The organism is Bradyrhizobium sp. USDA 3262, assembly GCF_054060035.1.
On record NZ_JBSSCT010000001.1, the window covers coordinates 7,037,241 to 7,064,224 of the forward strand.

Here is a 26,984-nt window from a genome sequence, read left to right on the forward strand (position 1 = left end):
AGAAGTTACCTCGCCAACCAAGCCAACAGCGGACTGACCCGGCTTCTGACCCTTCCACGCACCGCTCTCCACATTTTCCCTATGGGTCCAACCGGACTCATATCCGGCTCGACCGGCTCCGCCGCCTGACGAGCATCATCTTCGGCCAGCGGAACATCATCCGCGGCTCGAGGCACAGCATCATTTTGCGGCTCGCTCCTCGGTTCGAGCAGCTGCCTTAGATGGTCCTGCTTGGCAGACAGATAGGCTGACAACTGAGGTACGTCGGTGGGCACCTCCGACAATGCGACCGTGTAGGGATCCTGCGGATCATGGGGAGATCGCCACGGCTGCGCAACCGACTGCCAATGTTGCCTTTCGGGATCTGTGACGACGCTTGGATAAAGCTCTTCAATCGCGGACGCGATCACCGAAGTGAGCGCACGGTAGCTGTAGTTACCAGATGCAATCAGATGTTCGTGAGCTCGTTCCACATAGCCCTGCAGGGACTCAAGATTGTCAAGCTGTGCCAGAACATGGCGGGCGTTCGAGAAATCTTTCTCCAACGGGATGTAGTGAACATCCGGGACGATCGCATCGGAATAGCGTCCTCGAAAGAGAATCATTGGCGTCATCATCGCAGCGCATTCGAACACACGCGGAGAGACCTGTCCGGTATCAAATGGCTGCTCGAAAGGCGCCAGGAAGTCAGCCAGCTCTGGATATTCAGGCGCACGGCCATGCAGGGCACGGAATCGCTCAATCTCCCGCTCGAGCTCCTGGTCGAAATCGAAGGCGTTGCTTCCGCTCTCGCTGCCAAGCATAGCTCGGCAGTCACCGATGAAGTTGAACCAGTCCTCGCCGTAGATTCGACTGGCTTCATCAGTCCTGATGTTGTGCGGCTGGCCCAACTCATCGCAAAGCGCGGCCATGTAGCGGCCAATCTCGAATTTCTCAAAGCCGAGTCGTCCGTACCTCGCGCCGATTTGACGGCCGCGATAACCGATCGGAAAAGGTCGCTCAGCCAGCGGCTTGATCCGGCGATCCGGATGTGCGGCCGGCGCGTATCCCGTCAGCACCTGCCTCAAAGCAACACCCGGCAGCTGCATCGCGGGGTACACAAGCGGCCAGAATTCCTTCTGAACGCTTGTAAGCAGAACGTGAAAGCCGAGGCGCCTGATCGCACTCCGCAGCACACCTGTCCGATCGTACTCGTCCTGCGCTATTGCGATCTTCAGGCCACGAAACGACAGAACGGCTCGCACGTAATCGGGGTTCAAGTACCAATCAAAACAGAGCCGCGCACTGTAGCTGTTGATCAGGACATCGAATTCATTGATGTCAAAATTCAGCCGTGCGTCGTCCGTGCAATGCACGAACTGGACTTCGCAGCCGGGAAGGTCCTTCAGCGCAGTAAGGTATTCCAATGTTGTCGGGACAACATTCGCGGCAGCCGAATAGGCTACCAGAACCCGCATCACTCGACCTGTCATCGAATCTCGGTATCCAGCAAATGCCGAGCCTCCGGATTCAAGCTCGAACCCGAGTCCTGATCGGGAGCGAACTGCCACTCCGCCGAATGAAAGAAGTCCGCGGAAACGTCAACCAGAGATTCCTGAACCTCAACGATCAGATCGAAGCTTCGCGACAACAAGTCGTGACGCACGGTGCCGTTGAATTTTGCCAGGTGATCGGCCCCATGGATACTGAGGCTTACAACGTATTCACCCGGCCCGAGCTGCACTGGATTAAACAGCATCTCCACGCAGCGTTCTTGTCCTTTCGTCGCGGAAAACTTGTCGGGGGGACTTATGAGCTTTGCCCGGCATGCTCCCAAATAGTCGAGCACGACGATGCCGTATCGGCACTCAAAGTCCCCATCCACGCAGGCAACCACATTCAGCACCAGCTTGGCCGGCGCCAGCGCCATCAATCTGTTGGTCTCTCCGCGCTCCGTGACCATCGTAAATCCGGACAGCTTCAAATCGCCGCTTGATGCCCATCTCGATAGCCCGCCACGCGCGACGAACTTGAAATCCCGGGGCGGCTCGATCGCCGGAAAAACAGCTGCCGTCGCGTGTGGAGCGAAATGCGGCTCCTGCAACAAGACCTCTCGATCAAATGTTGCTTTGCCATCCGCGGGCTTTTCTGATCGCGCTGGCAGCGACACTGAACCAGCAGCCCTTGCCGCTGCGCCATCGTCGCCGGCGGCAGACGAAACCACGGGCGCCTGAAAGCGCTGATCGCCCCCTCCGTGCACGAACTCCTCATAGGCCTTCACCACTGCGAAGGCATCCCCCTGCATGCGGATCTTGCCCTCGTGAAGCCAGATCACTTCGCTGCACAGCTCGAGTACCTGCGGCATTGAGTGGGAAACAAGCAGCATCGTGCAGCCACTTCGCACCAGGGCCTCCACCCTGGCCTTCGATTTTGCGACGAAGTAAGCATCCCCAGCGCCGAGGACTTCATCGACGATCAATATCTCCGGCCGGATCGCGGTTGCGGCGGCAAACATCAGGCGCGCCAGCATGCCCAACGAATAGGTCTTGATCGGCTGATCGAAGAAGTCGCCGAGCTCGCAGAACTCGATGATTCCCTCGATTGCGTCCCGATACTCGTCCTTGCGAAGGCCGTTGTACTGCAATGAAGCTTCGACGTTTTCCCGCCCGGTATGTTCCGGATGAAACCCGAGGCCCGCGGCCATCAGTGCCTGAACTTCCCCATTCACCGACACCGATCCATGTGTCGGCGAGAAATTTCCGCAGACGAGCTTCAACAGCGTGGTCTTTCCCGCCCCGTTCCGCCCGATGATCCCGATCCTGTGGCCACGCGGCACCGCGATGGAAATGTCGCTGAGCGCAGGAAAAATCTTCGGCTGTTGGCGGGTTCGAAATCCGAAGCGCTGCAGGCCAAGAACGTCGACCAGCTGGTCGCCTTGACTTCCATAGAGCTTGTAGATCTTGGAAACCGCTTCGAACTTGATCGCGAACTGCTCAAGCGTAGTCAAAGAACACACCCTTTGCGCGCTGGAAGAACGAGTATCCCACCATAAAGCTCGTGATCGCTATCAGAGCTGCGCCGCCGAAAATGCGGGGGTCGGGCCAGTTGCCGTAGCAGATGAGCTGCTGAAACGTCAGCACGAAGTAGGAAAGCGGATTCAGGAGAAGCAGCGGCTTCATGACACCCGGAACCATCTCCGGAGTATAGGCGAACGGACTGATGATCATCATGACCATAAGAACCAGTCCGATGACCTGCTGAATGTCTTTCGCAATCAACGAGACAAGCGAAAGTATCCATCCAATTCCAGTCGCAAACATCAGCAGGAGGAGCCAACACACGGGAACGAGCACGATGGCCTTCCAATCGGTTCGCCCAAGAACGAAGCCCAGGCAGAGCGTGATTGCGAGACCGAACAGATGAGGGAAGTGCGCCGCCACCACAGATCGCAGCGGGATCAACTCCGCGGGAAACACCGTGTTGAGCAGCAGATTCTTGTTTGCAGAGACCGAGGAAATTGAGCTCGTGAGCGCTTCGTTGAAGGCCATGATCGGAACCAGCCCGGAGAAGACCAGCAGGATATAGCCCCACTCATTGAGACCGCTGGGGCGGACCTTGAATACGAAAGCATACAATCCGGCGTAGATGCTTAGCTGCATCGCGGGCAGAAGGACTGCCCAACCAATGCCAACCACTGATCCAAGATAACGCTGGCGCACGTCGTGAGCCACCCCCTCGATGACGCGCGCTCCGTAGATCGAAAGAAGTCGAAAAACATTCAGATTTGATGAGTATTTCATTTTCCATCAGCTTCATCGATGCGGTGGAGAAGAAGCTCCTTGGGCCTTGGTCTGCCCCGTCGATCGACTTCCTCGAATTGCACGACGCTAGCCGGCGTCAGCGCTGAGCGCTCCTGACGAGTCGAGCTTGTATTTCTCGCCGGTTCGCGGACAGACCAGATCTGCGCCCAGCCGCTCTCCGCTTCGGCTCATCCAGCCGGCCCGTCGCGCCGGATTGCCAATCATCAAGGCGAATGCCGGCACATTCTTCGTCACGACAGAGCCGGCGCCGATGAAGCAGTATTCCCCGAGCGAATGGCCGCACACGATAGTGGCGTTGGCACCGATGCTGGCGCCACGCCCGACGGGTGTGCTTCGAAACTCGTCCTTGCGCGACACATCGGCACGCGGATTGTTGACGTTGGTGAACACGCAGCTCGGACCGCAAAACACGTCGTCTGCGAGTTCGACACCGTCGTAGAGCGACACATTATTCTGAATCTTGCACCCGGCGCCGATCTTTACGCGCGGCCCGATCATGACATTTTGTCCGATCGAACAATTCTGACCGATGACGGTGCCGGGAAGCACGTGGCAGAAGTGCCAGATCTTGGTACCTCGCCCGATGATCACGCCATCGTCCACGTAGCTGGATGGGTGGATCAGCACGCCCGGAAATCGCGGATCATCCTTCATCTCGCTCATTTGGACGACGCCCCACGCGCGGACGGATGCTGCCATTCATGCCCGGTGGTCAATGGTGCCTGGCGGAAGGCAGACACGATGTCGATCGAAGCCCGCACGTCGTCGAGGCCGAAACCGCGCCCTGCCAGAATCTCCTGGTAGCTCCGCGTATGGAGATCGGTGAAGCCCTCCGAGAACTCGACCTCCTCACCATCAACGGTGATCGAGCGGAAGGTCGTCTTCTTGCCTTGCACATCAGGCGGCAGATCATTGCTGTCTACCGACAGAAACCAGCTGATGTCTGCCCGCTCGCATTCGAGGAATCCGGCCGCCCGCTCGCGCTGGCGCAGATGCGCCTCATTGCGCTTGACCGAACCAAACACGAAGCTCAGCATGTCAAAGAAGTGCACACCGATATTGGTGGCGACCCCTCCCGACTTGGCATCCTCGCCTTTCCAGGATGTGTAATACCAGCGGCCTCGTGAGGCGATATAAGTGAGCTCCACCTTGTGGCGCTTGTTGCTCGTCCCGAACTTCTCCCGCAGGTTGATGATGGCGGGATGAAGCCTCAACTGCAGGATGGTCGAGATGCGCCGGCCGGTATCCTGCTCTATCTCGGCGAGACCGTCGATGTTCCATGGATTCAGAACCAGCGGCTTCTCGCAAATTGCGTCGGCTCCTGATCGCAGGGCGAACCGGCAATGCGCATCATGCAGATGATTGGGTGAGCAGATCGACGCGTAGTCGATTTTCTCGCCACGCCGCCGCAGCTTATCGACGTGGCGATCAAATCGTTCGAACTCGGTAAAAAAGTGGGCATTGGGAAAATAACTATCCAGAATGCCGACTGAGTCATTTGGATCGTAGGCGATCTTCAGATCTCCGCCTACCGCGTGTATCGCCCGCATGTGACGCGGCGCCACATAACCGGCTGCTCCTATCAACGCAAACGAATGCATCTGGCTTCTCACGCCTCCCAACGAAGTTCAATTTTTCCAAGCTACCGCACTCGGGGTGAATCGAGCACCACCCCGAGCCGGATTTCTCTACCACCACGCCTGCCGACGGCAGACGCCGTCAGGCCGCGGCAATCAGATTGGCGCCGACCATCACACGCACCTTGCGCCCCAACAGGTCGAGCAAGACCGCGACACGCTCATGATCGCTGACGCCTTCCACCAGCGCGAGACTATCAGCGAACGCCCCCTCGGTGATCCGCACCTTGTCTCCGGGTGCAAAGGGAGACCGACGCGAGAGCGCGATGAAACCGGCTTCGTCCTCACGCGCCTTCAACGCCCCGACCACGGCGTTCTCCACCGACGCCGGCCTGCCATGCAAGCAGACCAGATGGGAAACACCGAGTGTCGATTGAATAGCGCGCCACCTCTGCGTTGCGAGATCGATGGCGACAAACAGATAGCGCGGAAACAGCGGCCGCGCGACGACGTCGACCCGGCGTGCGTGACTGCGGCGCTTTTGGTAGCGCGGAAGATAGACACCAAATCCCTGGCGGACCAGATTGGCCGCCGCCTTCACTTCGGCATTGACGTGCGTCTGCACGACATACCAGCTGAGGCCGAGCTGCGCTTCCGTTGCCATCATTCCACTCTCTGCACGCCAGGCGGACGTAACCCCAGCAGGTCCGGCGTCAATACTCTTTCCGGCCCGAACATATCGACAGCCTGATCGAACACATCCCTGGCCTTGTTGAGATGTGTAACGACGACCGCGTCGAACGGCTCGGCCACTTCGGCATAGGATGGCACCACTTCGATCCCGAAGAAGTGTGACGCGGCTTCATCGGCATCGACAACGGCAACGATGGACACCGGGCTGTCCACGGCGCACAAGATGGCTATTTCGCAAAGATCGGACTTCCCGGCGAAAACAATTCGCTTGAAGCCCAGCACCTGAGCGCGATCGAACACGCGCGAATACTCTTCCTTGGCTCTTCGAAAGAGCGAAAACGACGAAGAGAGGAACTCAACGGTGAGCCTTGATTTCTCGGAAAAGCCCTGGGGCGTGAGATAATAGGCATATCGACGGGCCGGCGCCTGGCCAACCTTGACGAACCCCTTCTTGATGGCGCGCCTCAAATAGGCATTGACCAAGCCAAGCGCGATTCCAAGTTCCGCCGCGATGCGCCGCTGCGAGCGCGCCCCGTCGATTTCAACGGAGGTGAGCAGACCGAGCACAAGTCGGTCGCTGTCTCTGTCGTCCGTCGGGAGTGTGTTTGCCATGCGCCAATTCCTGCAAGGCGTGCATTAGCGCGTTCATGCGATGAACGTCAAGCCAAATCGTTCACGCGATGAACAGATCAAGTCATTGTTTTTAAAAAGAATTTATCGGATGAGCCGACATCTCGTCCCCACCAAATGTCAAGCGTGGTCATCCAATGGCGTCAAGTATCGCGCTGCCAGCACCGAGTAACTGTACTGCCGGGCTGCGGCGATCCGATCGCCCCGCGAACGCTCCGGGCCATTCAGCGCCGCGACCAGGGACTTGGCGAGCGCTGGCGGATCATCCGGTGCACATCGAGACGTGACCAGCTCTTCAAGCCCCGCGAGCGCCCTGCCCTCGCACGCGATGACGCTCCGCGGGGCAAACAGGCAGTAGTCGAAGAGTTTGTTCGGGCTGATGCCATGGTGATAGAGCGCGTTGTTGTGGAAGGCCACGACGGCGCAATCGGAGGCATGCAGCATGCCGTGCACGACCGATCGATCGACTTCATCGTGAAACTCCACATTGGCTAGCGTGGCCGCCCGCTGTCTCAACGCCTCCCTCGAGGTGCCTGAACCGATCATCACGAAATGGATCTCGGGGTTTGCTTTGCCGAGGATGGAAGCCGCGTCGAGAATGGCCTCCACGGCATTTGGAGGGCCCATGCCGCCGGCGTAGAGAACGACGCGCCTGCCCTGCCGCTTCAACAGATTGATGCGATCGATCAGAGGGTGACCCAGATTTTCGATCGTCAGCGCGCTCTGTATTTCACCGTCGGACACTCCGTTGGGGATCCACGTGAACTTACCAGACGGCAAGCCACGCGCGCGCATATGGGCTTCAGCTCCGGCCAACAGACAGATCACGCGATCTGCCGCGCGATAGGCTGAGCGCTCCTTCCAGCCGAGCACCTTCATCAGCGGATGCCAGGCGGGGGTCATTCCAAGCGCCACGATGCTCTCCGGCCAGAGGTCGCGGACCTCCAGCCAGAACCTGGCATCGAATTGCCGCGCGATCTGATCTGCCGCCGAGATGAAGAACAAATGCGGGCTCGACGCAATCATCAGATCCGGTTTGCCGAACTGCGCGGCGATTGCAGACGCTGCCGAGCGGAAGGCCGGCCCAAAGCTCAGGTTGTTCCGAAGCCGCCCCAGGCTGCCGCCGGCATAACGCGGTGTATCCAGAAACCAGAAGTCGACGTCGTTGATCCGCTGCGGCCCCGGAACGCGCGGCTGCCTGTGTAGATGATGGAAGGCGGCGCTGACCACCAGCACCCGATGCCCCATCTGTTTCCAGGCGTCGGCAAGCCAGAACGGACGATAGTGGCGCCCCAGGCCCGGGCCTCCTGCAAAAGGATGCAGCAGCCAGATGTTCATGCCACCGCTCCGAGCGAGGCAAATCGTCGGTAGAGTTCGTTGAGCTCCAGCGCGTCATGCTGCCAATTAAAATTCCTGGCGACCGCCGCCCGTCCCGCCAGCCCCAATCGGATCGCCCGTTCTGGGTCATCCGCGAGCATGGACAGGCCGTTCAGCAGCGCCGCGCGATCGTTGAGCGACACGACGAATCCGCACTCCGCCGCCTCGACGATCTCCTTTGATTTCGGCAAGTCACTTGAAATGACGGGCAGCCCGGCGGCCATGTATTCAAAAAGCTTGGTTGGAAGTGACAGCAAATAATTCGGTTCGGGCAACAGCAGATTGAGACCGATGAGACTTTCGTTCAGCAGCGCCGCTATCTCGCCCCGCCCGAGCCTACCCCGGTATGATACGTCGGCGGAAGATTTCTCGAGCCAGGCTTCTTCTTCGCGGCCGATGCTCCCGGCGAGCACGAGCGGCAAACGCACCGCGGCACATGCCTCCACCATTTCGACCAACCCGCGATCGAAACTCGTCCGGCCCACGTAAACCGCCTGCCGCCGGCGCCTCGTCGTCGGCGTCGGCTCGATGAATTCGCCCAGTCGCACGGTGTTTCGCACCAGCGTGACGGCTGCACCATAGACGCGAAAGCGATCGGCAATGGCCGGCGTCGCAGCCACGATCGCATCAAAACGTCGCGCGGCGCTCCGCTCCACCAGTTCCATCGCGCGCGCCACAGCGGGCCGCATCCAGGGCCAAATCCATCTCTTGGAATAGATGTCCGCCGGCACATCCTCGTGGACGTCGTAGATCACCTTGCAACGTCGACTCTTCAGCCGCAGCGCGAAGGGAATCAGTTCGGGATCGTGAAATTGCACGACGTCCGCGCCGGTCGCGCGGGCAAGCGCGAGCGCCGCTCGTCCCACGACCCACGGGCGCTTCCATCGGGCAACCGGCGGCACCTCGATCAACTTGAATTCAATGCGGCCTGGATCGCTCGGACGGGGTGATCGCGCCACGACAGTCACGTCGTGACCGGCCTCGGAGAGGCTTCGCGCCTCCTTCTCGACGATTCGAATGTCATCGGCCGAATGGACACTCGACAACATGCAGATCTTCATGGAGCTTCAACCCCGAAGCGTTCAGCCCAAAGCGCCACGCAATAGAGCCGCCAGCGCATTCCGAGGTCGAGCCGGTGAAATTTCCTCTTCACCGCAGCCATGTCCGCGTACCGAGCAAGCAGTGCGCTGCCGGCCACCTTTTCATACATCGCAGGCGAGTGTCGATTGAGCCATAGCTGATCGGGCGCGGCGAAACCGATCTTGTCCTTGCGCCAGGAGATGCTGGTCGGAAGAACCTCCTGCATGGCTGCACGGAGCGGCCACTTCGTCCACCCGTTGTTCAACTTGATGCGCGTTGGCAAGCTCAACGCAAACTCAACAAATCGGTAATCCAGGAACGGCAATCGCGTCTCGATCCCAAACCGCATCGAGTTCTTGTCCTCGAAACGGAGCAGCATCGGCAGATTGGTCTCCGTGATCTCCAGTACCTGCATTTCCTGCGCGTCCCTCGTCTCCCGCGCAAAACGGCGAAGACACTCCGGCAAGTCCGGGTTCTTCAGGAAGGCATATCGCCAACGGTAGAATGTGGCCCTTAGCACCGCCGAGCTGGCGCCAAACAGGTACATCAGCAAGCGTTGAGCCGAAACGCCAGCCTGTGTGGCCGCGCGGAAGGCGGTGAAAAATCCCCTTACACCGGAGCGATCCAGCTGGTCGCGGAGCCACGCCGCATAATAGCGATGATAGCCCAGCAGCGTCTCATCGCCTCCCTGACCATCGAGCAGCACAATCACGCCGTTCGCGCGCGCCGTCTTCATCACCTCGTATTGCATCATGATCGAGGGACCAGCGAACGGCTCTTCCTGCACTTCGAGCAAGGCTTCCGCGGTCGATGCGAAATCCTCATAGCTCGGCTTGGTGCGCAACCAGTTCAGCTCGGCCTTTTCCACGACATCGGCTGCGTAGGCTTCCTCGTTGTTCGCCGCCTGCTCGCTCACCGCGGTGATGGCAAAGAAGCGACCATTGGAGGACGACGCGTAGTGCCTTGCGGCCAGCGTCGCGACGCTCGAACTGTCCAAACCTCCCGACAAGCAGGTTCCGACGCGAACATCCGAGCGCAGGCGCAGGCGCGTCGCGTCGTCGAGCAGCTCCGCCAGTAACCTGGCCGCATCCTGTTCGTTCCCCACGGTCAAACGAGGCGCTAGCGAGTAATAGCGCTCGATCTCGATCCGCCCCGTCGACACGTCGACGCGCAACTTGTGTCCGGGCGGCAGCTTCTCGATCCCCTTGAAGAAGGTCCGGCTGGTGTGATCGCTCAAACCGCAGACGAGAAAATCCCTGACGAGATCGTCGTCCGCGATCGAACGCCCGATCAAGGGAAGCAGCTGGCGAATTTCCGAGCCGAAGGCGAACTGCGTCGCCGTGTTTGCGAAGTAGAACGGCTTTACGCCAAAACGATCGCGCGCGCAGAACAGCGTATTGTCGCGCTCGTCGTGAATCGCGAACGACCACATGCCGTTGAAACGGTCGAGGCACTTCTCGCCCCAGCGGACATAGGCCGCCAGCAAGACCTCGGTGTCGGAGGCGGTATGAAAGACGTGACCGAGCGCTTCGAGTTCTGTACGAAGCTCGAGATAGTTGTAGATCTCACCGTTGTAGGTGATCCAGATCGGAAGCAGTCGATCGCGCATCGGCTGCGCGCCGTCGTCGGTCAAGTCGATGATGGCCAACCGCCGGTGCCCTAACCCGACCGCGCCATTGACTCTCACTCCGCGTCCATCCGGACCGCGGTGAGCGACGAGATCGGTCAGTCGATCGACTTGATCAGCATCAACGAGCCCGTTCTTGGCGACTAGGCCGAATATGCCGCACACGAGTGACTGACCTATATCCGCTTGGGTTTCGTGGACAATGCGACGGGAAACGCATTCGAGCCGCTATGGCTTGAAATCCCATCCGGCGCCTGGGCTCACCTCTAACCCGTTCACGCGATGAACGTCAACCTCACCGGGTGAAGGAGCGCTCGCGCGAGCTGACTTAACGTCTATCTTCCGATCTGTTCACCACCCTCCCGACCTGCGGCCTGTCGCATTGTCGCCGCAAAACTCGCTGCGAACGCGCTGACGTTATCGTCCTGGTGCGGGACGACGTTGCGAATGATGGGCCCGCGCGCCTGCTGCGCGGCCTGCATCAGGTGGTCCGCCAACGCGACCGGATCGTCGACGCCGAAATAGCGGGCGCTACCGGCGGTCTGCTCCCGATGCACGTCGATATCAGACAGGATCATCGGAACGCCAAACGACTTCGCCTCCTCGACGGTCGTGCTCCAGCCCTCGAAGCGCGATGGGTTGATCAGTGCGGTTGAGGCGCGCAGCAGCGCGTAGACATGCGGCAGCGGGATAACGCCAAGGTGGCGGAAGTGCGCTTCAAGGCCGCGCTTCTGGATCTCGGAGTTGACCAGATCAAAATAGCCCGGCTCGCGCCGATCTTCCTTGCTGCCGGATGCACAGATCACCACGTCGACCGCCCGCCCCTTCAGGATCGTCAAGGCGTCGACGACGAGCTGGTGGTTCTTGTGGCGATAGAACTGATTGGGCAGGTAGAAATAGTTCGCAGGCAGATCATATGCCGCGATCACTTCCGACGGGTCGGTGTTCAGGAACGCGGCCGGCGGCTGGGTCGCGAAGCGAACGACGCAGACCTTGTTTCTTGCGCTCGGATAATAGGCCTTGAAATCACGCAGCGCGCTCTCGCTGCTCAGCATGATGGTTCGGCCCGAGGCGATTTGCATGCGAAAGCCAAGCTCGCGGCGCCAGCGTGCCGTCGCTGGAAACAGTTGCGGCAGAGAGCGGTGCTGCAGATCCGGAATCCATGCCACCGCCGGACGCGCGAGCCGCCAACCAAAGAAACGTGCCGATTCGACGACGACATCAATCCCGGCGTCTCGAAACGCCGCCGCGGCTCCGCGATCGAGACCAAGCCCGAGTGCCGCGGCCAACCCTGGCTGTCCATCGAATGCTTCCGATCGAACGACCTCGACACCCGGTATTGCGGCAAGCTCCGCGAGCTCATTCTCCTCGGCCCTGGTCCCGGCAAAGACGATCGGAACGAATTCGCCGGGCAGAAACCTGGCAAGCGCCGCGAACAGATTGCGCTGATAATTGTAGCCGCCGGCCCAAAGCCGTCGCGAAATGTGACTGAACGCGAACCGCAATGGGCGGGGCGTCACGAAGCCTGCCCCTTGAACCAGGCCACGTAATCGGCAAGGCCTTGATCGAGCGGAATGCGCCAATCGAACCCGATCTGGCGCAGCACGGCATCGTCGGCCAACAGGCTCACGGGATCGCCGGGCCGGCTTACGCCCGAGTGTCGCACAACCGTGTTGCTGCCCCACTGCCGGATGAGACCGGCTGCGATATCGGCAACGCTGGTCCCGCGACCCGACCCGCCATTGATGACCCGGAAAGCCGCCTGCGGCGACGGTGCCGCGACGCTTGCGAGTAGCCTTGCGACATCGCGCACGTCGGTCCAGTCGCGGATTTCGTTGCCGGTCCCGCCAAGCGTGAGCACCTGCTCCTTGGCCGCCAGCCGCGAGCAGATGTCCCAGAGCAGCTGCTTGCGTAAATTGGGGCCATAGACCGAGAACAGCCGCACGATCGCGCAGCGGATGCCAAACGACTGCGCGTAGCTCCCGCACAATTGCTCCATCATCAACTTGTGCTGCCCATAGGGCGACATCGGCGTTGCGATTGCGCTTTCAGCGATCGGGCCGACATGGTCGGCCCCATAGACGGCCGCACTTGACGCCGCGATCACGGCGCAGTTCGGCGCCGATCCGCGCAGCCATTCGAGCAGCCGCGCGGTGCTCGCCACGGTCCGCGAAAAGTCCTCGAACGGCCGCTCGATCGAGATGCCGACCGACGATCCGCCAGCCAGATGAAAGATCTGCGCCGGCAGCCCGTGGGCTGTGGCAAGCGCGTTGAGATTGGCCGCGTCGATTTCACCGTTGATCCAGCTCTGCAAACCAAGCCGCCGGGCTTCCGCTGCATCAAGCGCTCCATGCCCGACGCCATGCACCGCATGGCCCGCTCCCGCCAGCTCATGCACGAGATGGCGGCCGATGAACCCGTTCGCGCCTGTGACCCAGACGATCATCGCTCAGGCCTTGTGACAGACAAAAGAGTAGAGCCGGCCCGGTCGATTGTCGAAACGTTCGGCCATCGACAGCAGCGAGCCGAACACAAGGCGTGACGCAAACGCGGTTCGCCACAGCGGCGCCACCGGAACCTTTTGCGTCAACCTGGTCACGATCGCCGATTTCAGGGTCTCCAGCGTATAGGGAAACAGGTTGATCGGGCTTTGCAGCGGCGCCAGCGTGTCGATCGCGGAAAAGCCTGCGGCGGTCAGCGCGCCGGTGTAACGATCGAGCAGGAAGGCATGCTCGCCCCCGTAGAGATGATGCAACGGATGCTGCGCGAGGAACTGGGGAAGGTCCGCCTCCTTGCTGATGACATGCTCGCGCGCCGCGATCAGCATGCCGCCGGGCCGCAGCACGCGAAACATCTCCCGGCATGCGCCCTCGAGATCGCGCGTGTGGTGCAGCACGGCGCGGGCGAAGACCAGATCGAACGCCGCGTCGGCAAATGGCAGCCGCTCGGAAAACTCTTCGACCACCCGGATCGGCAGTTGCGTCTGCCCTGCCAGATCGCGGATCGCCGCCGCTCCCACGATCGCGCTGGGATCCGGCTCGAGCGCCGTCACGGCAAAGCCGGTTCGGGCGAGCGCGTAACTCGCAATGCCGCGGCCGGCGCCGACATCGAGCGCGGCGCCGGACCGGCCGGCCAGCAGCGAAGCGACCGCCTGCCACTCGGAGCTCCGGAAATAGCGTTCGGCAGCGCCGGCCAGCGGATCGTCGTAGAATGCATCGAGCACAAGCTGGCGCTGGTCCGGCTGATTGCGCAACCAGACCACCGCGTCCTCCCAGGTGGTAAACTTGCGCTCACCGTTCATCGGGCCCAAGCTCCCTCACCAATACGGCCGGATTGCCCGCCACGATCGAAAACGCCGCGACATCCCTGGTCACGACCGCGCCGGCCGCGACGATAGCGCCCTGGCCCACCGTCACACCGCGCAAGACCATCGCACCCGCGCCGATCCAGGCATCATCGCAGATTTTAACCGGACTCTCATCAAGCGAGATATCGTCCGGATGCCCGCGGGTGAAAATCTGTTGGACCTGTTTGTGCCGCTCGGCCGCCCGCAGCGGGTGCGTGAGATTGTCGAAGACATTCGCCGAGTGCGAGATCAGGACGCGGTTGCCGATCTCGATCGAGGCTGCCGACCAGATCCGGGTTCCTTCTCCGACGTAGCACCATTCGCCGATCTTGATTTCGCCGCCATGCGCGAAGGTCAAAAGCTCGCCCAGGATGCGGCTATTGCGGCCCACGACGATCTTGTCGGAATCGCCGCGAATGTTTCTGATCCTGGCATAGCGGCCGAGCGCCGCGTCCGGCTGCAGGCGGCAAGTCGCGCGACCGATCAGACGCTGGATCAGGTAATCGACATTCATGCCGTCAACTGCAGGCACGCGACGGCGCGCGACGACGCCGCAAGGTCATTGCCCTGCCCTTTGCCGGTATGGATGTCGAAAACGGTCGCGTCGGCGAGCGCCTCGGCGCTCTGGCGCGACCAGCCCTGCCGCGAATAGCCGAAATAATCGACATGATGGGATGTCGCGCCGAATGCCTCGATGATCCGCTCGATCATGGCGAGATCGAACACCTGATACCAACCGAGATTGTCGCGCTTGCCGAACGGCACCGAGATCAAGCAGGTCCCGCCGGGCTTGAGGATGCGCTTGAACTCGCGCACCGCCGGCACAAAGCCGTCGCGATCGGTCTCGGCGTCGCGCGGATCGCCGGTGTACAGCATCTGATTGTCGAGGCCGATGTGCTCGATCGTTGAAATACTGGCGACAGTGTCGAAGACCTGATCGCCGAACATCGTCTTGCGGAGATCGCCGAACACATAGGAGTAGCCGTCATGCCAATAGCACCGCTTCTCCGGTGCTAGTGTCATGATGGTGAGATCCGCGCCGCGCAGCGGCGGCCGCTGCAGCAGGAAATCGTGGTTGAACGTCGATCCCGCGTCCAGCATCTTGCCGACATTGTTCAATCGGGCATAGGCCCAGGGATATTCCACCACGCGCTCGTCCATCGCGACGCCGTAGCCGGGCGGAAGCTCCTTTCCTGCCTGAAGCAGGCCCGCATCGATCGCCGCGGTGATGGTATCGCGCTTGACCGTCTGATAGCCCGGGCCGAACGGCCGCGGCCGCAACCTGAACAGCGGCACCGCGAGCCCATCGGCCGCCCATTTCAGCTGGTGGATCAAGTCACTTGCAGACATCATCTCGGCCCGATCGCCCGCCTGCTGGCCGGCCCTGTGCACCGTCTAGAGCCTTTTCCGCTCCGATGGAATCGGAACGAGGCTCCAGATTGTTGTTTTGACCCGTTTTCATTGCGCGAACCGGCACCCACTTCGCTCGAAAACGCTCTCTATCACGGCCCAATCCGCGCGACGAGATCGATAAACTGTGTCCATTGCGAAGCCTTGCTGTAGGTCTCCTGAACACGGCTCCTGCCGGAGGCGGCGATCCCAGCCCATTGAGGCCAATCCTGCAGGCTGTGTGAGATCGCCTCGGCGGCCCGCTCGGGAGCGTCGTACGTGCGCATCGTGACACCGTCCTGCATCGCCTCCGGATAGTTGCCGGCATCCGACACGAGCAGCGACCCGCAACCCATCGCCTCGAAGCAGCGCATATTGCCGCGATCGTTGCCAGCCATGTCGATTGCGCCGTTGAGCACGATCTTCGCCGATCCAAACAGCTCGTAAAGGTCCCTGCCGAACAGCGGCAACCTCGCGATTCGCGCGATGACGTCGGGCCGTCGGTGCTTGCGCAGCGGCAGCAATCGACCGACCGCGCTTTCGGCAAGGCGAGTCAGCCGCGACGCATCGAGGCAGAACACGATCTTGCGATCAGCCGCCAGCGCAGCGACCTGCTCGAGCGTCCTGCCCCGCGCGCTATGATGCCGCGAATATCCACCGACAAACGCCACGTCGATCGGCCGTTCGCCGTGACCGTACTGCTCCATGACGGGGTCGATCGCGGGAAAGAAGAGCTCGGCCCGGCACCCCTTGCTGCGCCACGCCTCGAGGATCGAGGGGAAGTTTCCAAGCACCGCGCCATAGGCGGTGAGATCGGCATTTCCGGAGGGCGCGGCGCGCCAGCACAGCGTCTTCTTCACGCAGCCGGGAAGCTTGGCGACGAACGCGCTCGGATAGCGCACCGGATCGAGATTGTAGAACACCTCGGTTCTGTGATGCTCGATCTGCGCGAGCAGAATGGCCTCGAGCGTCGGCGCTTCCTTCATGCCCTGCTCACGCGCCCACTGGCGCTGCAGCACCTCGTCGTCGCCATTCGTGAAGAAGGCTTCAGTTGCGCCGTCGAGCACGGGCTTGAGAAAATGCGCGGCGCCAAACCGATCATGCTGGAACACGTCGCGGCGCGCGTCGAAACTTGACGCTTTTGCCGCGAGCTGGTTCAGCCTCGGCAAATAGGACGGATAGAGACCGCTATTCTGGAACAGACGCATTGGTTACGCGGACCTTGCCAACATCCATTTCATGTTCAAGTAAGGCCAGATCCGGCCGACACTCTTCCAATCCCAGCTCTGCGACGCCGTCAAGCGGCCGACCGCCTTTCGAAGGGGCGCTTCGTCGACGAACTCGGCAAATGCCGGAACATTCCGCTCGAGCAGCTCTGCCGTCCAGCCCGCCAATGGCCCGTTCAGCCATTCCGGCATCGGCGAGTTGAAGCCTACCTTGCGGCGCGCGGTGCGGATGCTTTCAGGCATCAGGTTCGCCATCGCCTGCCGCGCCACCACCTTGGTCAGGCCATCCGCCGACTTGCTCGCTTCCGGAAGCGCCATCGTGTAGGTGACCAGCCGCCAGTCCATGAACGGCATGCGGACCTCGATCCCGTGCGCCATCGAGAGCCGGTCGAAATTGCGCAGAATGGTAGGCAGCGTGGTCGAATGGAACATGCGGTAGAGCCGCCGGTTCAACGCGCCCCACGCACTCGGCAGTTCGTCATTTTCGGCGACCAGCGGCAGCGGCGCAGGGGCGGCCGCAGCGCCTCCGCGCAGGAAGTAGTGCCCCTCGCGCCTGATCATCTGTGCTCGCAGGAAGTCGATGCCGCGCTGCGCCAGCTGCGATCGTGAGGTGAGCGCGGCTGCTGCGTTCCGGATCCGGAATGCGGCCGACTGTCCCTCCTGCAGGTAGGCGCCCATCAATTCGTCCGCCCCGTGGCCGTCGAGTGACACGGTGACGTTCTGGCGCCGGAGCTCGCGATAGATCAACCACGGCGCGCTCGGCAGCCCGATATAGACGTCGTCATTGTCGTCGAGAATGCGGTCAAGGTCGGTGAGCGCGTCGGAGCGCCCGATCTCAAGAAAGCTCGGTGCCACCTCGGCCCACGCGGCCGCTTCCTCCGCCATCGGCCGCTCGTCGTTGCTGGCGCCGGGAAACGTCGCGACAAAGGCGTGTCGCCAGGCCGTGGAGTCACGCGGTCCCATGCCGGCTTTCTCATGGGTCGCCATGGCGCAGATCACCGCGGACGAATCGAAGCCGCCGGACAGGCAGGTCCCGATCGGAACGTCGCTGCGCATCCGCAGCGCGACGGAGTCCTGAAACAATTCGCGAAAGCGCTCGACGCGTTCGGCCTCGGTATCCGGAATCGCCGGCAGGTGATCCACGGTCCGCCACCAGCGGCGCACCTGCACACGCCCCTGGCGCAACCACATGCAGTGGCCGCCCTGCAGGCGGCGCAGTTGCGCGAACAGAGTTCGCTCGCTGCCTTCGATCCCGAACGGATCAAGCAACAGCCGCCGCGCCACGTCGATATCGAGCGACGTCTCAACCAGCCCGCTCCGCGCCAGCGCCCGCTGTTCGGACGCGAACACGAACCGCTCGGACGACAATGCATACAGCATCGGCTTGATGCCGAAGCGATCGCGCGCCAGGAACAAATCATCCGTGGCCGTGTCGTAGATCGCCAGCGCCCACATGCCGTTGAAGCGCAGCAGCATGTCCTCGCCCCACGCCTGCCAGGCGGCAAGGATCACTTCGGTATCGGACTGGCTGCGGAAGACCGCGCCCTTTGCCTCGAGCTCGCGGCGCAATTCGAGGAAGTTGTAGATCTCGCCATTGTAGACAATCACATGGCGGCCATCGCCTGACACCATCGGCTGATAGCCGCCCTCGCCGGGATCGATGATCGCGAGCCGGCGATGGCCGAAGGCGACGTTTCGCTTGGCATTGAACCAGGTGCCCTCGCCGAACGGACCGCGATGCGCGATCAAATTGGTGAGCCGCGAGATGTCGGCCGGCTCCACAGGAGCGCCGCGCAGATTGACGATGCCTGCGATGCCGCACATGTCTAGATGGCCTTGAAGGGCAGGAAGCGACTGCTGATGACGCGGAGATCCCGCCAGCACACGGCGCGATAGGGACCGAGCTGCGACATCGCGACGGCGGCGACAAAGATCGCCGCAGCCGACACGCCGTAGAGCGACACCACATACCACCATGACGGTGCGTGGTCGAATGACGCATGGCCGAGCTGCGAACGCAGCGCCAGCGCGATGGCTACTCCCGTGCCGAGCGGGATCAATACGAAATGCAACATCCGTGACCACATACCTGAAAGCCGGAAGGTTCGCCGCAGCAACAGCACGGTGATCACCATCTGGGCGACCATCCCGACGCAGGAGCTCCAGCCGGCCGCCTGCCAGCCGAAATACGGCAACGCGACGGCGCTGGTCGCCAGCGTGAAGATACCCGTGACGAGCGAAATCAGCGCGTTGGAACTGGAGCGCCCCTGCGACAGCAGATAGAACGCAAACACATTGGCGCTGGACCCCAATATTCCGCTGATCGCGAGTACCACCAGCACCAGCTGGGCCTCGGCCGCGACCTCGGCGCCGGTCCATCGATGCAGCAATGCGCCTGCGACCGGGATCAGGCCGCCCAGCGCGCTCGCGGCAAGCACATTGAGAATCCAGGACGAGCGAAGCAGGAGGTCGACCTTGCGATCGTCATCCTCCCTCTGCAGGGTGCTGAAGAAGGGGAACAAGATCTCGCCGATCTTCAGCACGCCGATATAGACAGCCTCCTCCAGCCGCTGCGCGACGCTGTAGAAGCCGACGAATTGCGGCTGCAGCAGCGCGCCGAGCAGATAGCGGTCCGCCTGCCCGGCGAACAGCGCGCCGCTTTGCGCTGCGAACTGCCAACCACCAAGCTTGACCAGCGCACGCAACGCGCCGCGATCGAGCGCCGGCCGCGCCAGCCAGTCGCTGATGGCGTGGCGCGACCAGGCGAAGGCCATCACGAGATTTGTCGCAAAGCCCAAGGCCTGACAGCCGAGGAAGGTCGAGGCACGCGGCGCGTAGGGGATCAGCAGCAGCATCGACATCGTCGTCACCACCGTGCCCGTGATGCTGATCGACGCGATCCGCCGATAGTCCTGACGCGCCGTGAACAGCGAGAGGAAGACGGCGAACAGGCATTGGAACAGCCAACCGGCGCCGGCCAATGCGAAGGCGAGCCCGAGGTCGTCGGCGGCCGGGCCGCCCAGATGAAATCCCAGTCGTGCGAGTGGCGCTCCGGCAAAGGCAAGCAACGCCGCGATCAGGCCGCCAAGGACGATGGCAAGCGCGAGAGCGGTCGCGAAAAATCGCCGCGCCATGTCGCGATCGGACGGTTCCAACCTTTGCGCGAGCTCGCGCGCCGTCGAAAGGCCAAGGGCATTACTGAACATCAGCGCGGGCGCGACACAGGCCGTCACCAGACCCGCTACACCGAACGCGGCGAGACCGAGCCGGAAGATCACGAACGGCAGGATCGCGAGGTTGAGCAGCACCGCGACCGCGAAGGCGGTCGCGTTCCATGCCGAGTTACCGAGCAGATGGGATGGACCCTTTTTCACCGCCATGCCCGCTTTCGGTCCATCGCTCCGATACGCCTCAAGTGCCTCTTCCGTAAGGGCAAAACCCATTCGGCATGGCGACGGGCTAGCAGCCGGCGCGGTGATTGTCGAGGGTTGGCCGACGGCGGGGAGGTGTGGGGCCAGACCAGGGCCGCAGCAAAGGCAGGAGCCGATCTCCACGGAACCATGGCTGGTTGTTTCCAGCCCTGTTTGTGATCCGGGTAACAGTTGGAAAGGCCTGCCAAATTGTCTATGGCAGATGGGCTGAAGCCCCCTGGCGGCCCCGCCCAACAAGAGGTGTCTCAATGCCCTTTCCCCGCGCATCCCAAGCCCTTTCCCGTTTCACCGTGCTGGATTTGACCCGGGTCCGGTCTGGGCCAACCTGCGTGCGTCAGCTGGCCGATTGGGGCGCCAATGTCGTCAAGATCGATGCGCTTCTGGAGGACGGCGGTGGCGAGCAGCCGGGCGGCCCGCGCGGCGGGTCCGATTTCCAGAACCTGCATCGCAACAAGCGCGCCATGACGCTGAACCTCAAGGACCCCAAGGGGCTCGAGGTGTTCAAGCGGCTGGCCGAACAGGCTGACGTCGTGGTCGAAAACTTCCGGCCGGACGTCAAGGCCAAGCTGGGCATCGATTACGAGAGCATCCGCAAGATCAACCCGCGGATCGTCTATGGCAGCATCTCCGGGTTCGGCCAGGACGGCCCCTATCACAAGCGCCCGGGCTTCGATCAGATCGCCCAGGGCATGGGCGGCCTGATGTCGGTGACCGGCGCGCCCGGCGGCGGACCGATGCGGGTCGGCATTCCCGTCGCCGACCTCACCGCGGGCCTGTTCTGTGCGATCGGCATCCTCACTGCGCTGCTGGAACGCGACGTATCCGGCGAAGGCCAGTGGGTGCAGACCTCGCTGCTGCAGGCCCAGATCTTCATGCTGGATTTCCAGGCGGCCCGCTGGCTGATGGAAAAGGAAGTGGCCAAACAGGCCGGCAACAACCATCCGACCTCAATCCCGACCGGCGTGTTCAAGACCTCCGACGGCTACATCAACATCGCCACGACAGGAGGTCGGATCTGGGAGCGTTGCGCGCAGGCGATCGGCGCGCCCGAGCTGATCACCGACCCCGACTACGCGACCGCGCCGGCCCGCTCGAAGAACCGCGACGCGCTGAATGCGAGGATCGGCGCGCTGACCGAGAAGAAATCGACCGAGACCTGGGTGCAGGAGCTGAACGCCGCCGGCGTGCCGTGCGGGCCGATCTACTCGATCGACCAGATGTTCGAGGATGCCCAGGTCAAGCATCTCGGCATGGCCCAGCACGTGCCCAATGACGAGAACCGGCAAATCCAGCTGGTCAGCCAGCCGGTGACGCTGTCGCGGACGCCGAGCAGGATGGCCGCCCGCCCGCCGGAGTTCGGCGAGCAGACCGAAGAGCTGCTGGCCGAATTCGGCTTCGGCAAGGATGAGATCGCCGAACTCCGTCAGCGCAAGGTGGTCTGACGGTATCAAACCACCAACGCCCCAGCGGTTCGAGGTCGACAGATCCCGGACCGCCATTACGCCCGTGCAGGCCGCAGCATTCGTCCGAGCCCGACGAACGCCTTGTCGATCACCGGCCAGAACAGCAGCACGATCGCCAGCGTCGTGATGGTGCCGACCAGGCCGTTCGACCAGAACACCTTCATGTCGCCGCCGGAGCCGATCATCGACAGACGGAACGCGTCCTCAGCGCGGTTGCCGAGCACCAAAGCCAGGGTGAACGGCGCGAGCGGGATCCCGATTTTCTTGAAGACGTAGCCGACGACACCGAAGCCCAGCATCAGCCAGATATCGAACATCGCATTCTGGATCGCGTAGGCGCCGATCGCGCAGGACACCACGATCATCGGTGCTACCGCCGCGAACGGCACGCGCAGGATCGAGGCGAAGATCGGCACCGTGGTCAGCACCAGCACCAGGCCGACGACATTGCCGAGATACATCGAGGCAATCAGGCCCCAGACGAAATCCTTGTGCTCGACGAACAGCAGCGGCCCCGGGTTGAGGCCCCACACCATCAGGCCGCCGAGCAGGATCGCAGCAGTCCCCGAGCCGGGAATGCCGAGCGCCAGCATCGGCAACAGCGCCGAGGTGCCTGAGGCATGCGCGGCGGTCTCCGGCGCGAACACGCCCTCGATCCGGCCCTTGCCAAAGCTCTCCTGATCCTTGGCGAAGCGCTTGGCGAGGTTGTAGCCCATGAAGGAGGCCGCGATCGCGCCGCCCGGCGTGATGCCGAGCCAGCAGCCGATCACCGACGAGCGCAGCAGCGTCACCCAGTATTTCGGCAAGTCCTTCCACACCGAGAGCACGACGCGCAGGCTGATGCCGGCGGCGTGTCCGCGCAGCGCGAGGCGCTCCTCCATCGTGAGCAGGATCTCGCTGATGCCGAACAGGCCGATGACAGCGACGAGGAAGTTGATGCCACGCAAGAGCTCCGCGGAGCCGAACGTCATGCGCAATTGCCCGGACACCGTATCCATGCCGACGCCGGCGAGCAGCAGCCCGAGCGACATCGAGATGACCGTCTTGTGCTTGGCTTCGCGGCCGAGGCCGACGAAGGAACAGAAGGTCAGGAGATAAACAGCGAAGAATTCCGGTGGGCCGAACCTCAGCGCAAACGACGAGATCATCGGCGCCAGGAAGGTGATCAGCAGCACCGCGACCAGCGAACCGACGAAGGACGAGGTGAACGCCGCGGTGAGCGCTTCGGCCGCCCTGCCCTGCTGCGCCATCGGATAGCCGTCGAAGGTGGTCGCGACCGACCAGGCTTCGCCCGGGATATTGAACAGGATCGAGGTGATGGCGCCGCCGAACAGCGCGCCCCAGTAGATGCACGACAGCATCACGATGGCGGAGGTCGGATCCATCGTGAAGGTCAGCGGCAGCAGGATCGCGACGCCGTTGGGGCCGCCAAGCCCGGGCAGCACGCCGACGAAGATGCCGAGCACGAGGCCGACCATCATCAACAGCAGCGTCTTCCACGTCAAAAGGACGGCAAAGCCGTGCAGCAGGAGACCGAAAGCTTCCATGGTTCGACTCGGTTCGCTAGCGGCCGAGAGCCGCTTCGAGCGGCCCCTTCGGCATGATGACGTCGAATGCGATGTCGAAGGTCACGAACATTGCGGCGGTGAAGACGAAGGCGGTCAGCAGCGACTTCCACAGCGCGATCTTGCCGACCAGGCGCATGAAGCCTGCGATCAGGAGAAAGCTCGCGACATAGAGGCCGAGATATTGGGTGGCGAGGCAGAACAGCAATGTCGGCACGAACACCGCCATCACCCGGCGAAGCTGGGCGCGGGTGACAAAGGTCTCGGCAGCCTCCTGGCGCGAGACAAAGGCCGCCCCCAGGCCATAGAGGCTGGCGCCGCCGAGGATGACCGAGAGGTAGAACGGAAAATAGCCCGGCTGCGGGCCGGTCGAGTCCCACGACGCGCCGGTGCGCCAATTGTCCCAGCCGAGCACCACGGCGAGCGCAAGCAACAGCAGCGACACGACGACGTCGACGACGCCGGTGCTGACGACCGCCGGCGAGTTATCTTCAGGTGCGGTCGGATCGTCGACGACGATCTCAAGTTCGGTATTGGACATGGGTGAGACGGTCTGGCTTGCGAGGGCAACGATTGGGATAGCGTGCTGATGCAACCACCGTCAATGCAGCCTTCAGCTAAACAGTGGAACGTTCGGGAAAGGCGCTCGCAAGTGCAGCACGCTCCGGCTTGAGCACGCCGCGCTCGGTGATCAATCCGGTCACAAGCCGCGCCGGCGTCACGTCGAAGCCGAAATTGGCAACCGACGAGCCGTCCGGAACCACGCGAACGGTCTCGATTCGTCCATCCGCCGTGCGTCCCGTGAGGTGCGTCACCTCGGCAGCCGCGCGCTGCTCGATCGGAATCTGCCTGACACCGTCATCGATACTAAAGTCGATGGTCGGCGACGGCAGCGCAACATAGAACGGCACGCTGTTGTCGCGGGCCGCGAGCGCTTTCAGATAGGTCCCGATCTTGTTGCAGACGTCGCCATTGGCGGCGACGCGATCGGTCCCGACGATCGCGAGATCGACCATGCGATGCTGCATCAGATGGCCGCCGGTGTTGTCGGGGATCACGGTGTGCGGCACGCCGTGGTGACCGAGTTCCCAGGCGGTGAGCGAAGCGCCCTGATTGCGCGGACGCGTCTCGTCGACCCAGACGTGGACCGGAATGCCGCGATCATGCGCCTGGTAGATCGGCGATGTCGCCGTTCCCCAATCCACGGTTGCAAGCCAGCCGGCGTTGCAATGCGTCAGGACGTTCACCACCTCGCCCGGCCTCTTGGTCGCGGCGATCGTCTCGATCAGGCCGAGCCCGTGACGGCCGATCTCGCGGTTGATCTCGACATCCTCATCGGCGATCTCGCGCGCGCGGGCATAGGCCGCCTCGGCGCGGGCCGAAGCCGCGAGCGGCGCCAGCGCGCGCTGCATCTCGTCAACAGCCCATTTCAGATTGACCGCGGTCGGCCGGGTCGCAAGCAGCATCTTGCCGGCGCGCTCGAGCGCCGCATCCGACGCATCGGCGCGCATCGCAAGCGCCACGCCATAGGCTGCGGTCGCGCCGATCAGCGGCGCGCCGCGGACCAGCATCGAACGGATCGCCTCGCCGGCCTCGTCCGCGGTGGTGAGTTTGGCGACGATGAATTCATGCGGCAGCCGGCGCTGATCGATCGCGCCGACCGACCAGCCGTCGGGCTCGAGCCAGATGCTGCGAAAATGTCGTCCATCGACCTTCATGTCCTACGCCCTTCGCGTCGCGCGCTCGCTAGATTACTTCTTCACGACCGTAACACCCGTCCGGCGACGGCATCGAGCTTGGCCAGCAGCTGCGGATCGCGGGCCGCGGGCGCCGTGATCAGCGCGGTGTCGAGTGCCCGATCCGAACCAACGGGACACGGCTCGTGCTCGCGCGGAAAATCCCGCGCCAAACGCGCGACCAGCGCCTTTGCCTTCTCGGCGTTCGAATTCAGCACGCGGATGATATCCTGCACCGTCACGGCATCATGCGCCGGATGCCAGCAATCGAAATCGGTGACCATCGCCACGCTGGCGTAGCAGATCTCGGCCTCGCGGGCGAGTTTGGCTTCCGGCATGTTGGTCATGCCGATCACCGAATAGCCCTGCGCCTTGTAGGTCAGGCTTTCGGCGAGCGAGGAGAACTGCGGCCCCTCCATGCAGAGGTAGGTGCCGCCGCGGGCGAAGGCGATGTCTTCGGCCTCGGCCGCGGCGGCGAGATGCCTCGCCAGCAACGGCGACACCGGATGCGCCATCGAGACATGCGCGACGCAGCCCTTGCCGAAGAACGAGCTCTCGCGCTTGTGGGTGCGATCGACGAACTGGTCGACCAATACAAAAGTGCCCGGCGGCAGCTCTTCCTTGAACGAGCCGCATGCGGACAGCGCGACGAGGTCGGTGACCCCCGCCCGCTTCAGCGCATCGATATTGGCGCGATAGTTGATGTCGGACGGCGACAGCGCGTGTCCATGGCCGTGGCGCGGCAGGAACACGATCGGGAGTCCCGCCATCTCGCCGCGTCGGAGCGGCGCCGACGGCTCGCCCCAGGGGCTTGTGATCGCCTCCTCGCGGACATTTTCCAGGCCCGGCAGATCGTAGATGCCGGATCCACCGATGATCCCCAACACGGCTTTGGTCATGATCGCTCCTCACGGTCCCGCAACGGCGCCGGAGGGGTGACCGAGCCCAATCGGGCTCGCCGGACGTTCGGCCATACTGCGGCGCAGTAATCACTGCGCCGCTGCCGCTTGCAAGGCAATTCCGGACCGCGACCGCTATTTTGCGACGAACCCTGCCGTGTTCATCAGCGACGCATTCTGCTTGTCGTCATCCTCGAGGAACTCGACCATGTCCTTGCCGGTGAGGAAGATCGGCTTCAGCGCCTGCTTCTCCATGTAGTCCTTGTATTCAGCCGTCTGCGTCACCTTCTGGAACAGGTCGACATAGAACGCCTGCTGTTCCTGCGTGACCTTGCCCGGCAGGAACATCGCGCGCAGCATCAGATACTGCACGTCGAGCCCCTCCTCCTTGCAGGTCGGGATGTCGTTCCAGGATTGCGTGTCGGTGACCTTGGTCTTGTAGGAGATGCGCTCCTTGTCGAACACGCAGAGCGCGCGAACCTGTCCGGCGCGCCAGACTTCGAGGTTCTCGCTCGGATTGTTGACGTTGGACTCGGTGTGGCCGCCGACCAGCTGGGTCGCGGCCTCGCCGCCGGACTTGTACGGCAGGTAGGAAAATTTTGCGCCGGTCTTCTGCTCCATGAACACGGTCAACACGTGATCCTCGCGCTTGGAGCCGGTGCCGCCCATCTTGAACGGCGCACTCGCCGCTTTCGCGGCATCGATGAACTCCTTCACGGTCTTCGGACCGGAGGCGTTGTCCCACAACACGAACTGGTCGAGCGCGATCACCGACACCGGGGTGAGGTCGCGCCAGTTGAACGGAATCTTGGCCGACAGCGGCAGCATATAGATCAGCGAATAGGCGATCAGCACCTTGTTGGGATCGCCCTCGCTGGACTTCATGTACATCAGCGCTTCCGCACCCGACGCGCCGCCCTTCAGCGACACCACCATCGGCTGCTTCATCAGATTGTTCTTCTGGATCGCCGCCTGCATCATGCGCGCCATCTGGTCTGACGCGCCGCCGGCACCGGCCGCGACCACGATTTCGACCGGCTTGCTCGGCTCCCAGCCGGCAAAGGCCGGCGTGCTCAGCAGCAGGGCCGCGATTGCAGCCGTGGTTTTAACAATCTGTCCCACGTGTTTCTTCCCTATCTCTTTGT

24 protein-coding genes are annotated in these 26,984 nt (G+C 62.5%); 1 reads left to right on the forward strand and 23 read right to left on the reverse strand.

The features are described 5' to 3' along the window. Positions 1 to 5: 5 nt before the first annotated feature. The 18 genes from ACVWYP_RS33260 to ACVWYP_RS33345 form a co-directional block, all read right to left on the reverse strand. Complete coding sequence (locus ACVWYP_RS33260; protein ID WP_304496240.1) at positions 6 to 1,460, reverse strand: hypothetical protein; 1,455 nt, start codon at positions 1,458 to 1,460, stop codon at positions 6 to 8. Between the two features lie 8 nt (positions 1,461 to 1,468). Beyond that, positions 1,469 to 2,986 carry an ABC transporter ATP-binding protein gene (locus ACVWYP_RS33265; RefSeq protein WP_304496241.1) on the reverse strand — a complete coding sequence of 506 codons (1,518 nt, stop codon included), beginning with the start codon at positions 2,984 to 2,986 and terminating at the stop codon, positions 1,469 to 1,471. Further along, positions 2,973 to 3,779, reverse strand: coding sequence for an ABC transporter permease (locus tag ACVWYP_RS33270; RefSeq protein WP_080686883.1), 807 nt, complete (start codon positions 3,777 to 3,779; stop codon positions 2,973 to 2,975). The genes ACVWYP_RS33265 and ACVWYP_RS33270 overlap by 14 nt, the downstream gene beginning before the upstream one ends. An 87-nt stretch (positions 3,780 to 3,866) precedes the next feature. Then, positions 3,867 to 4,463, reverse strand: coding sequence for an acyltransferase (locus ACVWYP_RS33275; protein ID WP_304496242.1), 597 nt, complete (start codon positions 4,461 to 4,463; stop codon positions 3,867 to 3,869). Beyond that, positions 4,460 to 5,401 (reverse strand): Gfo/Idh/MocA family oxidoreductase, encoded by a 942-nt coding sequence (locus ACVWYP_RS33280; RefSeq protein WP_304496243.1) that lies wholly within the window; start codon positions 5,399 to 5,401, stop codon positions 4,460 to 4,462. The genes ACVWYP_RS33275 and ACVWYP_RS33280 overlap by 4 nt, the downstream gene beginning before the upstream one ends. Positions 5,402 to 5,519: 118 nt before the next feature. Beyond that, complete coding sequence (gene nusG, locus ACVWYP_RS33285; RefSeq protein ID WP_028343099.1) at positions 5,520 to 6,044, reverse strand: transcription termination/antitermination protein NusG; 525 nt, start codon at positions 6,042 to 6,044, stop codon at positions 5,520 to 5,522. Further along, positions 6,041 to 6,682, reverse strand: a complete 642-nt coding sequence (locus tag ACVWYP_RS33290) for a winged helix-turn-helix transcriptional regulator (protein ID WP_028343100.1) — start codon at positions 6,680 to 6,682, stop codon at positions 6,041 to 6,043. The genes nusG and ACVWYP_RS33290 overlap by 4 nt, the downstream gene beginning before the upstream one ends. A 138-nt stretch (positions 6,683 to 6,820) precedes the next feature. Next, positions 6,821 to 8,038: a glycosyltransferase family 4 protein gene (locus ACVWYP_RS33295; protein WP_028343101.1), complete on the reverse strand. Its 1,218-nt coding sequence runs from the start codon at positions 8,036 to 8,038 to the stop codon at positions 6,821 to 6,823. Further along, positions 8,035 to 9,138 carry a glycosyltransferase family 4 protein gene (locus ACVWYP_RS33300; protein WP_028343102.1) on the reverse strand — a complete coding sequence of 368 codons (1,104 nt, stop codon included), beginning with the start codon at positions 9,136 to 9,138 and terminating at the stop codon, positions 8,035 to 8,037. The genes ACVWYP_RS33295 and ACVWYP_RS33300 overlap by 4 nt, the downstream gene beginning before the upstream one ends. Beyond that, entirely contained in the window at positions 9,135 to 10,949 is a 1,815-nt protein-coding gene (gene asnB, locus ACVWYP_RS33305; RefSeq protein WP_304496244.1) for an asparagine synthase (glutamine-hydrolyzing), read from the reverse strand. The genes ACVWYP_RS33300 and asnB (ACVWYP_RS33305) overlap by 4 nt, the downstream gene beginning before the upstream one ends. Positions 10,950 to 11,119: 170 nt before the next feature. Next, complete coding sequence (locus tag ACVWYP_RS33310) at positions 11,120 to 12,073, reverse strand: glycosyltransferase family 4 protein (protein ID WP_304496245.1); 954 nt, start codon at positions 12,071 to 12,073, stop codon at positions 11,120 to 11,122. Between the two features lie 227 nt (positions 12,074 to 12,300). Continuing rightward, entirely contained in the window at positions 12,301 to 13,230 is a 930-nt protein-coding gene (locus tag ACVWYP_RS33315; protein ID WP_304496246.1) for an NAD-dependent epimerase/dehydratase family protein, read from the reverse strand. 3 nt (positions 13,231 to 13,233) lie between these two features. Next, positions 13,234 to 14,085, reverse strand: coding sequence for a class I SAM-dependent methyltransferase (locus ACVWYP_RS33320; RefSeq protein ID WP_028343105.1), 852 nt, complete (start codon positions 14,083 to 14,085; stop codon positions 13,234 to 13,236). Then, positions 14,075 to 14,644, reverse strand: a complete 570-nt coding sequence (locus tag ACVWYP_RS33325; protein WP_304496247.1) for an acyltransferase — start codon at positions 14,642 to 14,644, stop codon at positions 14,075 to 14,077. Before ACVWYP_RS33325 ends, ACVWYP_RS33320 begins: the two co-directional genes overlap by 11 nt. Next, positions 14,641 to 15,483, reverse strand: coding sequence for a methyltransferase domain-containing protein (locus ACVWYP_RS33330; RefSeq protein WP_304496248.1), 843 nt, complete (start codon positions 15,481 to 15,483; stop codon positions 14,641 to 14,643). Before ACVWYP_RS33330 ends, ACVWYP_RS33325 begins: the two co-directional genes overlap by 4 nt. 149 nt (positions 15,484 to 15,632) lie before the next feature. Continuing rightward, positions 15,633 to 16,727, reverse strand: a complete 1,095-nt coding sequence (locus ACVWYP_RS33335; protein WP_304496249.1) for a glycosyltransferase family protein — start codon at positions 16,725 to 16,727, stop codon at positions 15,633 to 15,635. Between the two features lie 3 nt (positions 16,728 to 16,730). Continuing rightward, the gene (gene asnB, locus ACVWYP_RS33340) at positions 16,731 to 18,569 is read right to left on the reverse strand and encodes an asparagine synthase (glutamine-hydrolyzing) (protein WP_304496250.1); all 1,839 of its coding nucleotides are present in this window, start codon (positions 18,567 to 18,569) and stop codon (positions 16,731 to 16,733) included. A gap of 2 nt (positions 18,570 to 18,571) precedes the next feature. Continuing rightward, positions 18,572 to 20,125 (reverse strand): lipopolysaccharide biosynthesis protein, encoded by a 1,554-nt coding sequence (locus ACVWYP_RS33345; protein ID WP_304496251.1) that lies wholly within the window; start codon positions 20,123 to 20,125, stop codon positions 18,572 to 18,574. Positions 20,126 to 20,424: 299 nt separating this feature from the next. Here ACVWYP_RS33345 and ACVWYP_RS33350 point away from each other — a divergent pair, with 299 nt between their 5' ends. Further along, the gene (locus ACVWYP_RS33350; RefSeq protein WP_038380817.1) at positions 20,425 to 21,618 is read left to right on the forward strand and encodes a CaiB/BaiF CoA transferase family protein; all 1,194 of its coding nucleotides are present in this window, start codon (positions 20,425 to 20,427) and stop codon (positions 21,616 to 21,618) included. 56 nt (positions 21,619 to 21,674) lie between these two features. Here the strand turns inward: ACVWYP_RS33350 and ACVWYP_RS33355 are convergent, their stop codons facing one another. From ACVWYP_RS33355 to ACVWYP_RS33375, 5 genes are all read right to left on the reverse strand, one after another. Next, positions 21,675 to 23,186: a tripartite tricarboxylate transporter permease gene (locus tag ACVWYP_RS33355; protein ID WP_038380818.1), complete on the reverse strand. Its 1,512-nt coding sequence runs from the start codon at positions 23,184 to 23,186 to the stop codon at positions 21,675 to 21,677. 16 nt (positions 23,187 to 23,202) lie between these two features. After that, positions 23,203 to 23,745 (reverse strand): tripartite tricarboxylate transporter TctB family protein, encoded by a 543-nt coding sequence (locus tag ACVWYP_RS33360; RefSeq protein WP_283070085.1) that lies wholly within the window; start codon positions 23,743 to 23,745, stop codon positions 23,203 to 23,205. Between the two features lie 76 nt (positions 23,746 to 23,821). Beyond that, a complete protein-coding gene (gene mtnA, locus ACVWYP_RS33365) occupies positions 23,822 to 24,922 on the reverse strand; it encodes an S-methyl-5-thioribose-1-phosphate isomerase (protein WP_028343113.1) in 1,101 nt (366 codons plus the stop codon). Between the two features lie 41 nt (positions 24,923 to 24,963). After that, positions 24,964 to 25,839 (reverse strand): S-methyl-5'-thioadenosine phosphorylase, encoded by an 876-nt coding sequence (locus ACVWYP_RS33370; protein WP_028343114.1) that lies wholly within the window; start codon positions 25,837 to 25,839, stop codon positions 24,964 to 24,966. Between the two features lie 135 nt (positions 25,840 to 25,974). Next, positions 25,975 to 26,952 carry a tripartite tricarboxylate transporter substrate-binding protein gene (locus ACVWYP_RS33375; protein ID WP_439711210.1) on the reverse strand — a complete coding sequence of 326 codons (978 nt, stop codon included), beginning with the start codon at positions 26,950 to 26,952 and terminating at the stop codon, positions 25,975 to 25,977. Positions 26,953 to 26,984: the final 32 nt, after the last annotated feature.

Excerpts from the sequence above, each read along its gene's own strand:
- ACVWYP_RS33270 (WP_080686883.1), bottom strand. The coding sequence starts at position 3,779 with ATGAAATACTCATCAAATCTGAATGTTTTTCGACTTCTTTCGATCTAC.
- ACVWYP_RS33275 (WP_304496242.1), bottom strand. The coding sequence starts at position 4,463 with ATGAGCGAGATGAAGGATGATCCGCGATTTCCGGGCGTGCTGATCCAC.
- ACVWYP_RS33280 (WP_304496243.1), bottom strand. The coding sequence starts at position 5,401 with ATGCATTCGTTTGCGTTGATAGGAGCAGCCGGTTATGTGGCGCCGCGT.
- nusG (WP_028343099.1), bottom strand. The coding sequence starts at position 6,044 with ATGATGGCAACGGAAGCGCAGCTCGGCCTCAGCTGGTATGTCGTGCAG.
- ACVWYP_RS33290 (WP_028343100.1), bottom strand. The coding sequence starts at position 6,682 with ATGGCAAACACACTCCCGACGGACGACAGAGACAGCGACCGACTTGTG.
- ACVWYP_RS33295 (WP_028343101.1), bottom strand. The coding sequence starts at position 8,038 with ATGAACATCTGGCTGCTGCATCCTTTTGCAGGAGGCCCGGGCCTGGGG.
- ACVWYP_RS33300 (WP_028343102.1), bottom strand. The coding sequence starts at position 9,138 with ATGAAGATCTGCATGTTGTCGAGTGTCCATTCGGCCGATGACATTCGA.
- ACVWYP_RS33315 (WP_304496246.1), bottom strand. The coding sequence starts at position 13,230 with ATGATCGTCTGGGTCACAGGCGCGAACGGGTTCATCGGCCGCCATCTC.
- ACVWYP_RS33320 (WP_028343105.1), bottom strand. The coding sequence starts at position 14,085 with ATGAACGGTGAGCGCAAGTTTACCACCTGGGAGGACGCGGTGGTCTGG.
- ACVWYP_RS33325 (WP_304496247.1), bottom strand. The coding sequence starts at position 14,644 with ATGAATGTCGATTACCTGATCCAGCGTCTGATCGGTCGCGCGACTTGC.
- ACVWYP_RS33330 (WP_304496248.1), bottom strand. The coding sequence starts at position 15,483 with ATGATGTCTGCAAGTGACTTGATCCACCAGCTGAAATGGGCGGCCGAT.
- ACVWYP_RS33335 (WP_304496249.1), bottom strand. The coding sequence starts at position 16,727 with ATGCGTCTGTTCCAGAATAGCGGTCTCTATCCGTCCTATTTGCCGAGG.
- asnB (WP_304496250.1), bottom strand. The coding sequence starts at position 18,569 with ATGTGCGGCATCGCAGGCATCGTCAATCTGCGCGGCGCTCCTGTGGAG.
- ACVWYP_RS33345 (WP_304496251.1), bottom strand. The coding sequence starts at position 20,125 with ATGGCGGTGAAAAAGGGTCCATCCCATCTGCTCGGTAACTCGGCATGG.
- ACVWYP_RS33350 (WP_038380817.1), top strand. The coding sequence starts at position 20,425 with ATGCCCTTTCCCCGCGCATCCCAAGCCCTTTCCCGTTTCACCGTGCTG.
- ACVWYP_RS33355 (WP_038380818.1), bottom strand. The coding sequence starts at position 23,186 with ATGGAAGCTTTCGGTCTCCTGCTGCACGGCTTTGCCGTCCTTTTGACG.
- ACVWYP_RS33360 (WP_283070085.1), bottom strand. The coding sequence starts at position 23,745 with ATGTCCAATACCGAACTTGAGATCGTCGTCGACGATCCGACCGCACCT.
- mtnA (WP_028343113.1), bottom strand. The coding sequence starts at position 24,922 with ATGAAGGTCGATGGACGACATTTTCGCAGCATCTGGCTCGAGCCCGAC.
- ACVWYP_RS33370 (WP_028343114.1), bottom strand. The coding sequence starts at position 25,839 with ATGACCAAAGCCGTGTTGGGGATCATCGGTGGATCCGGCATCTACGAT.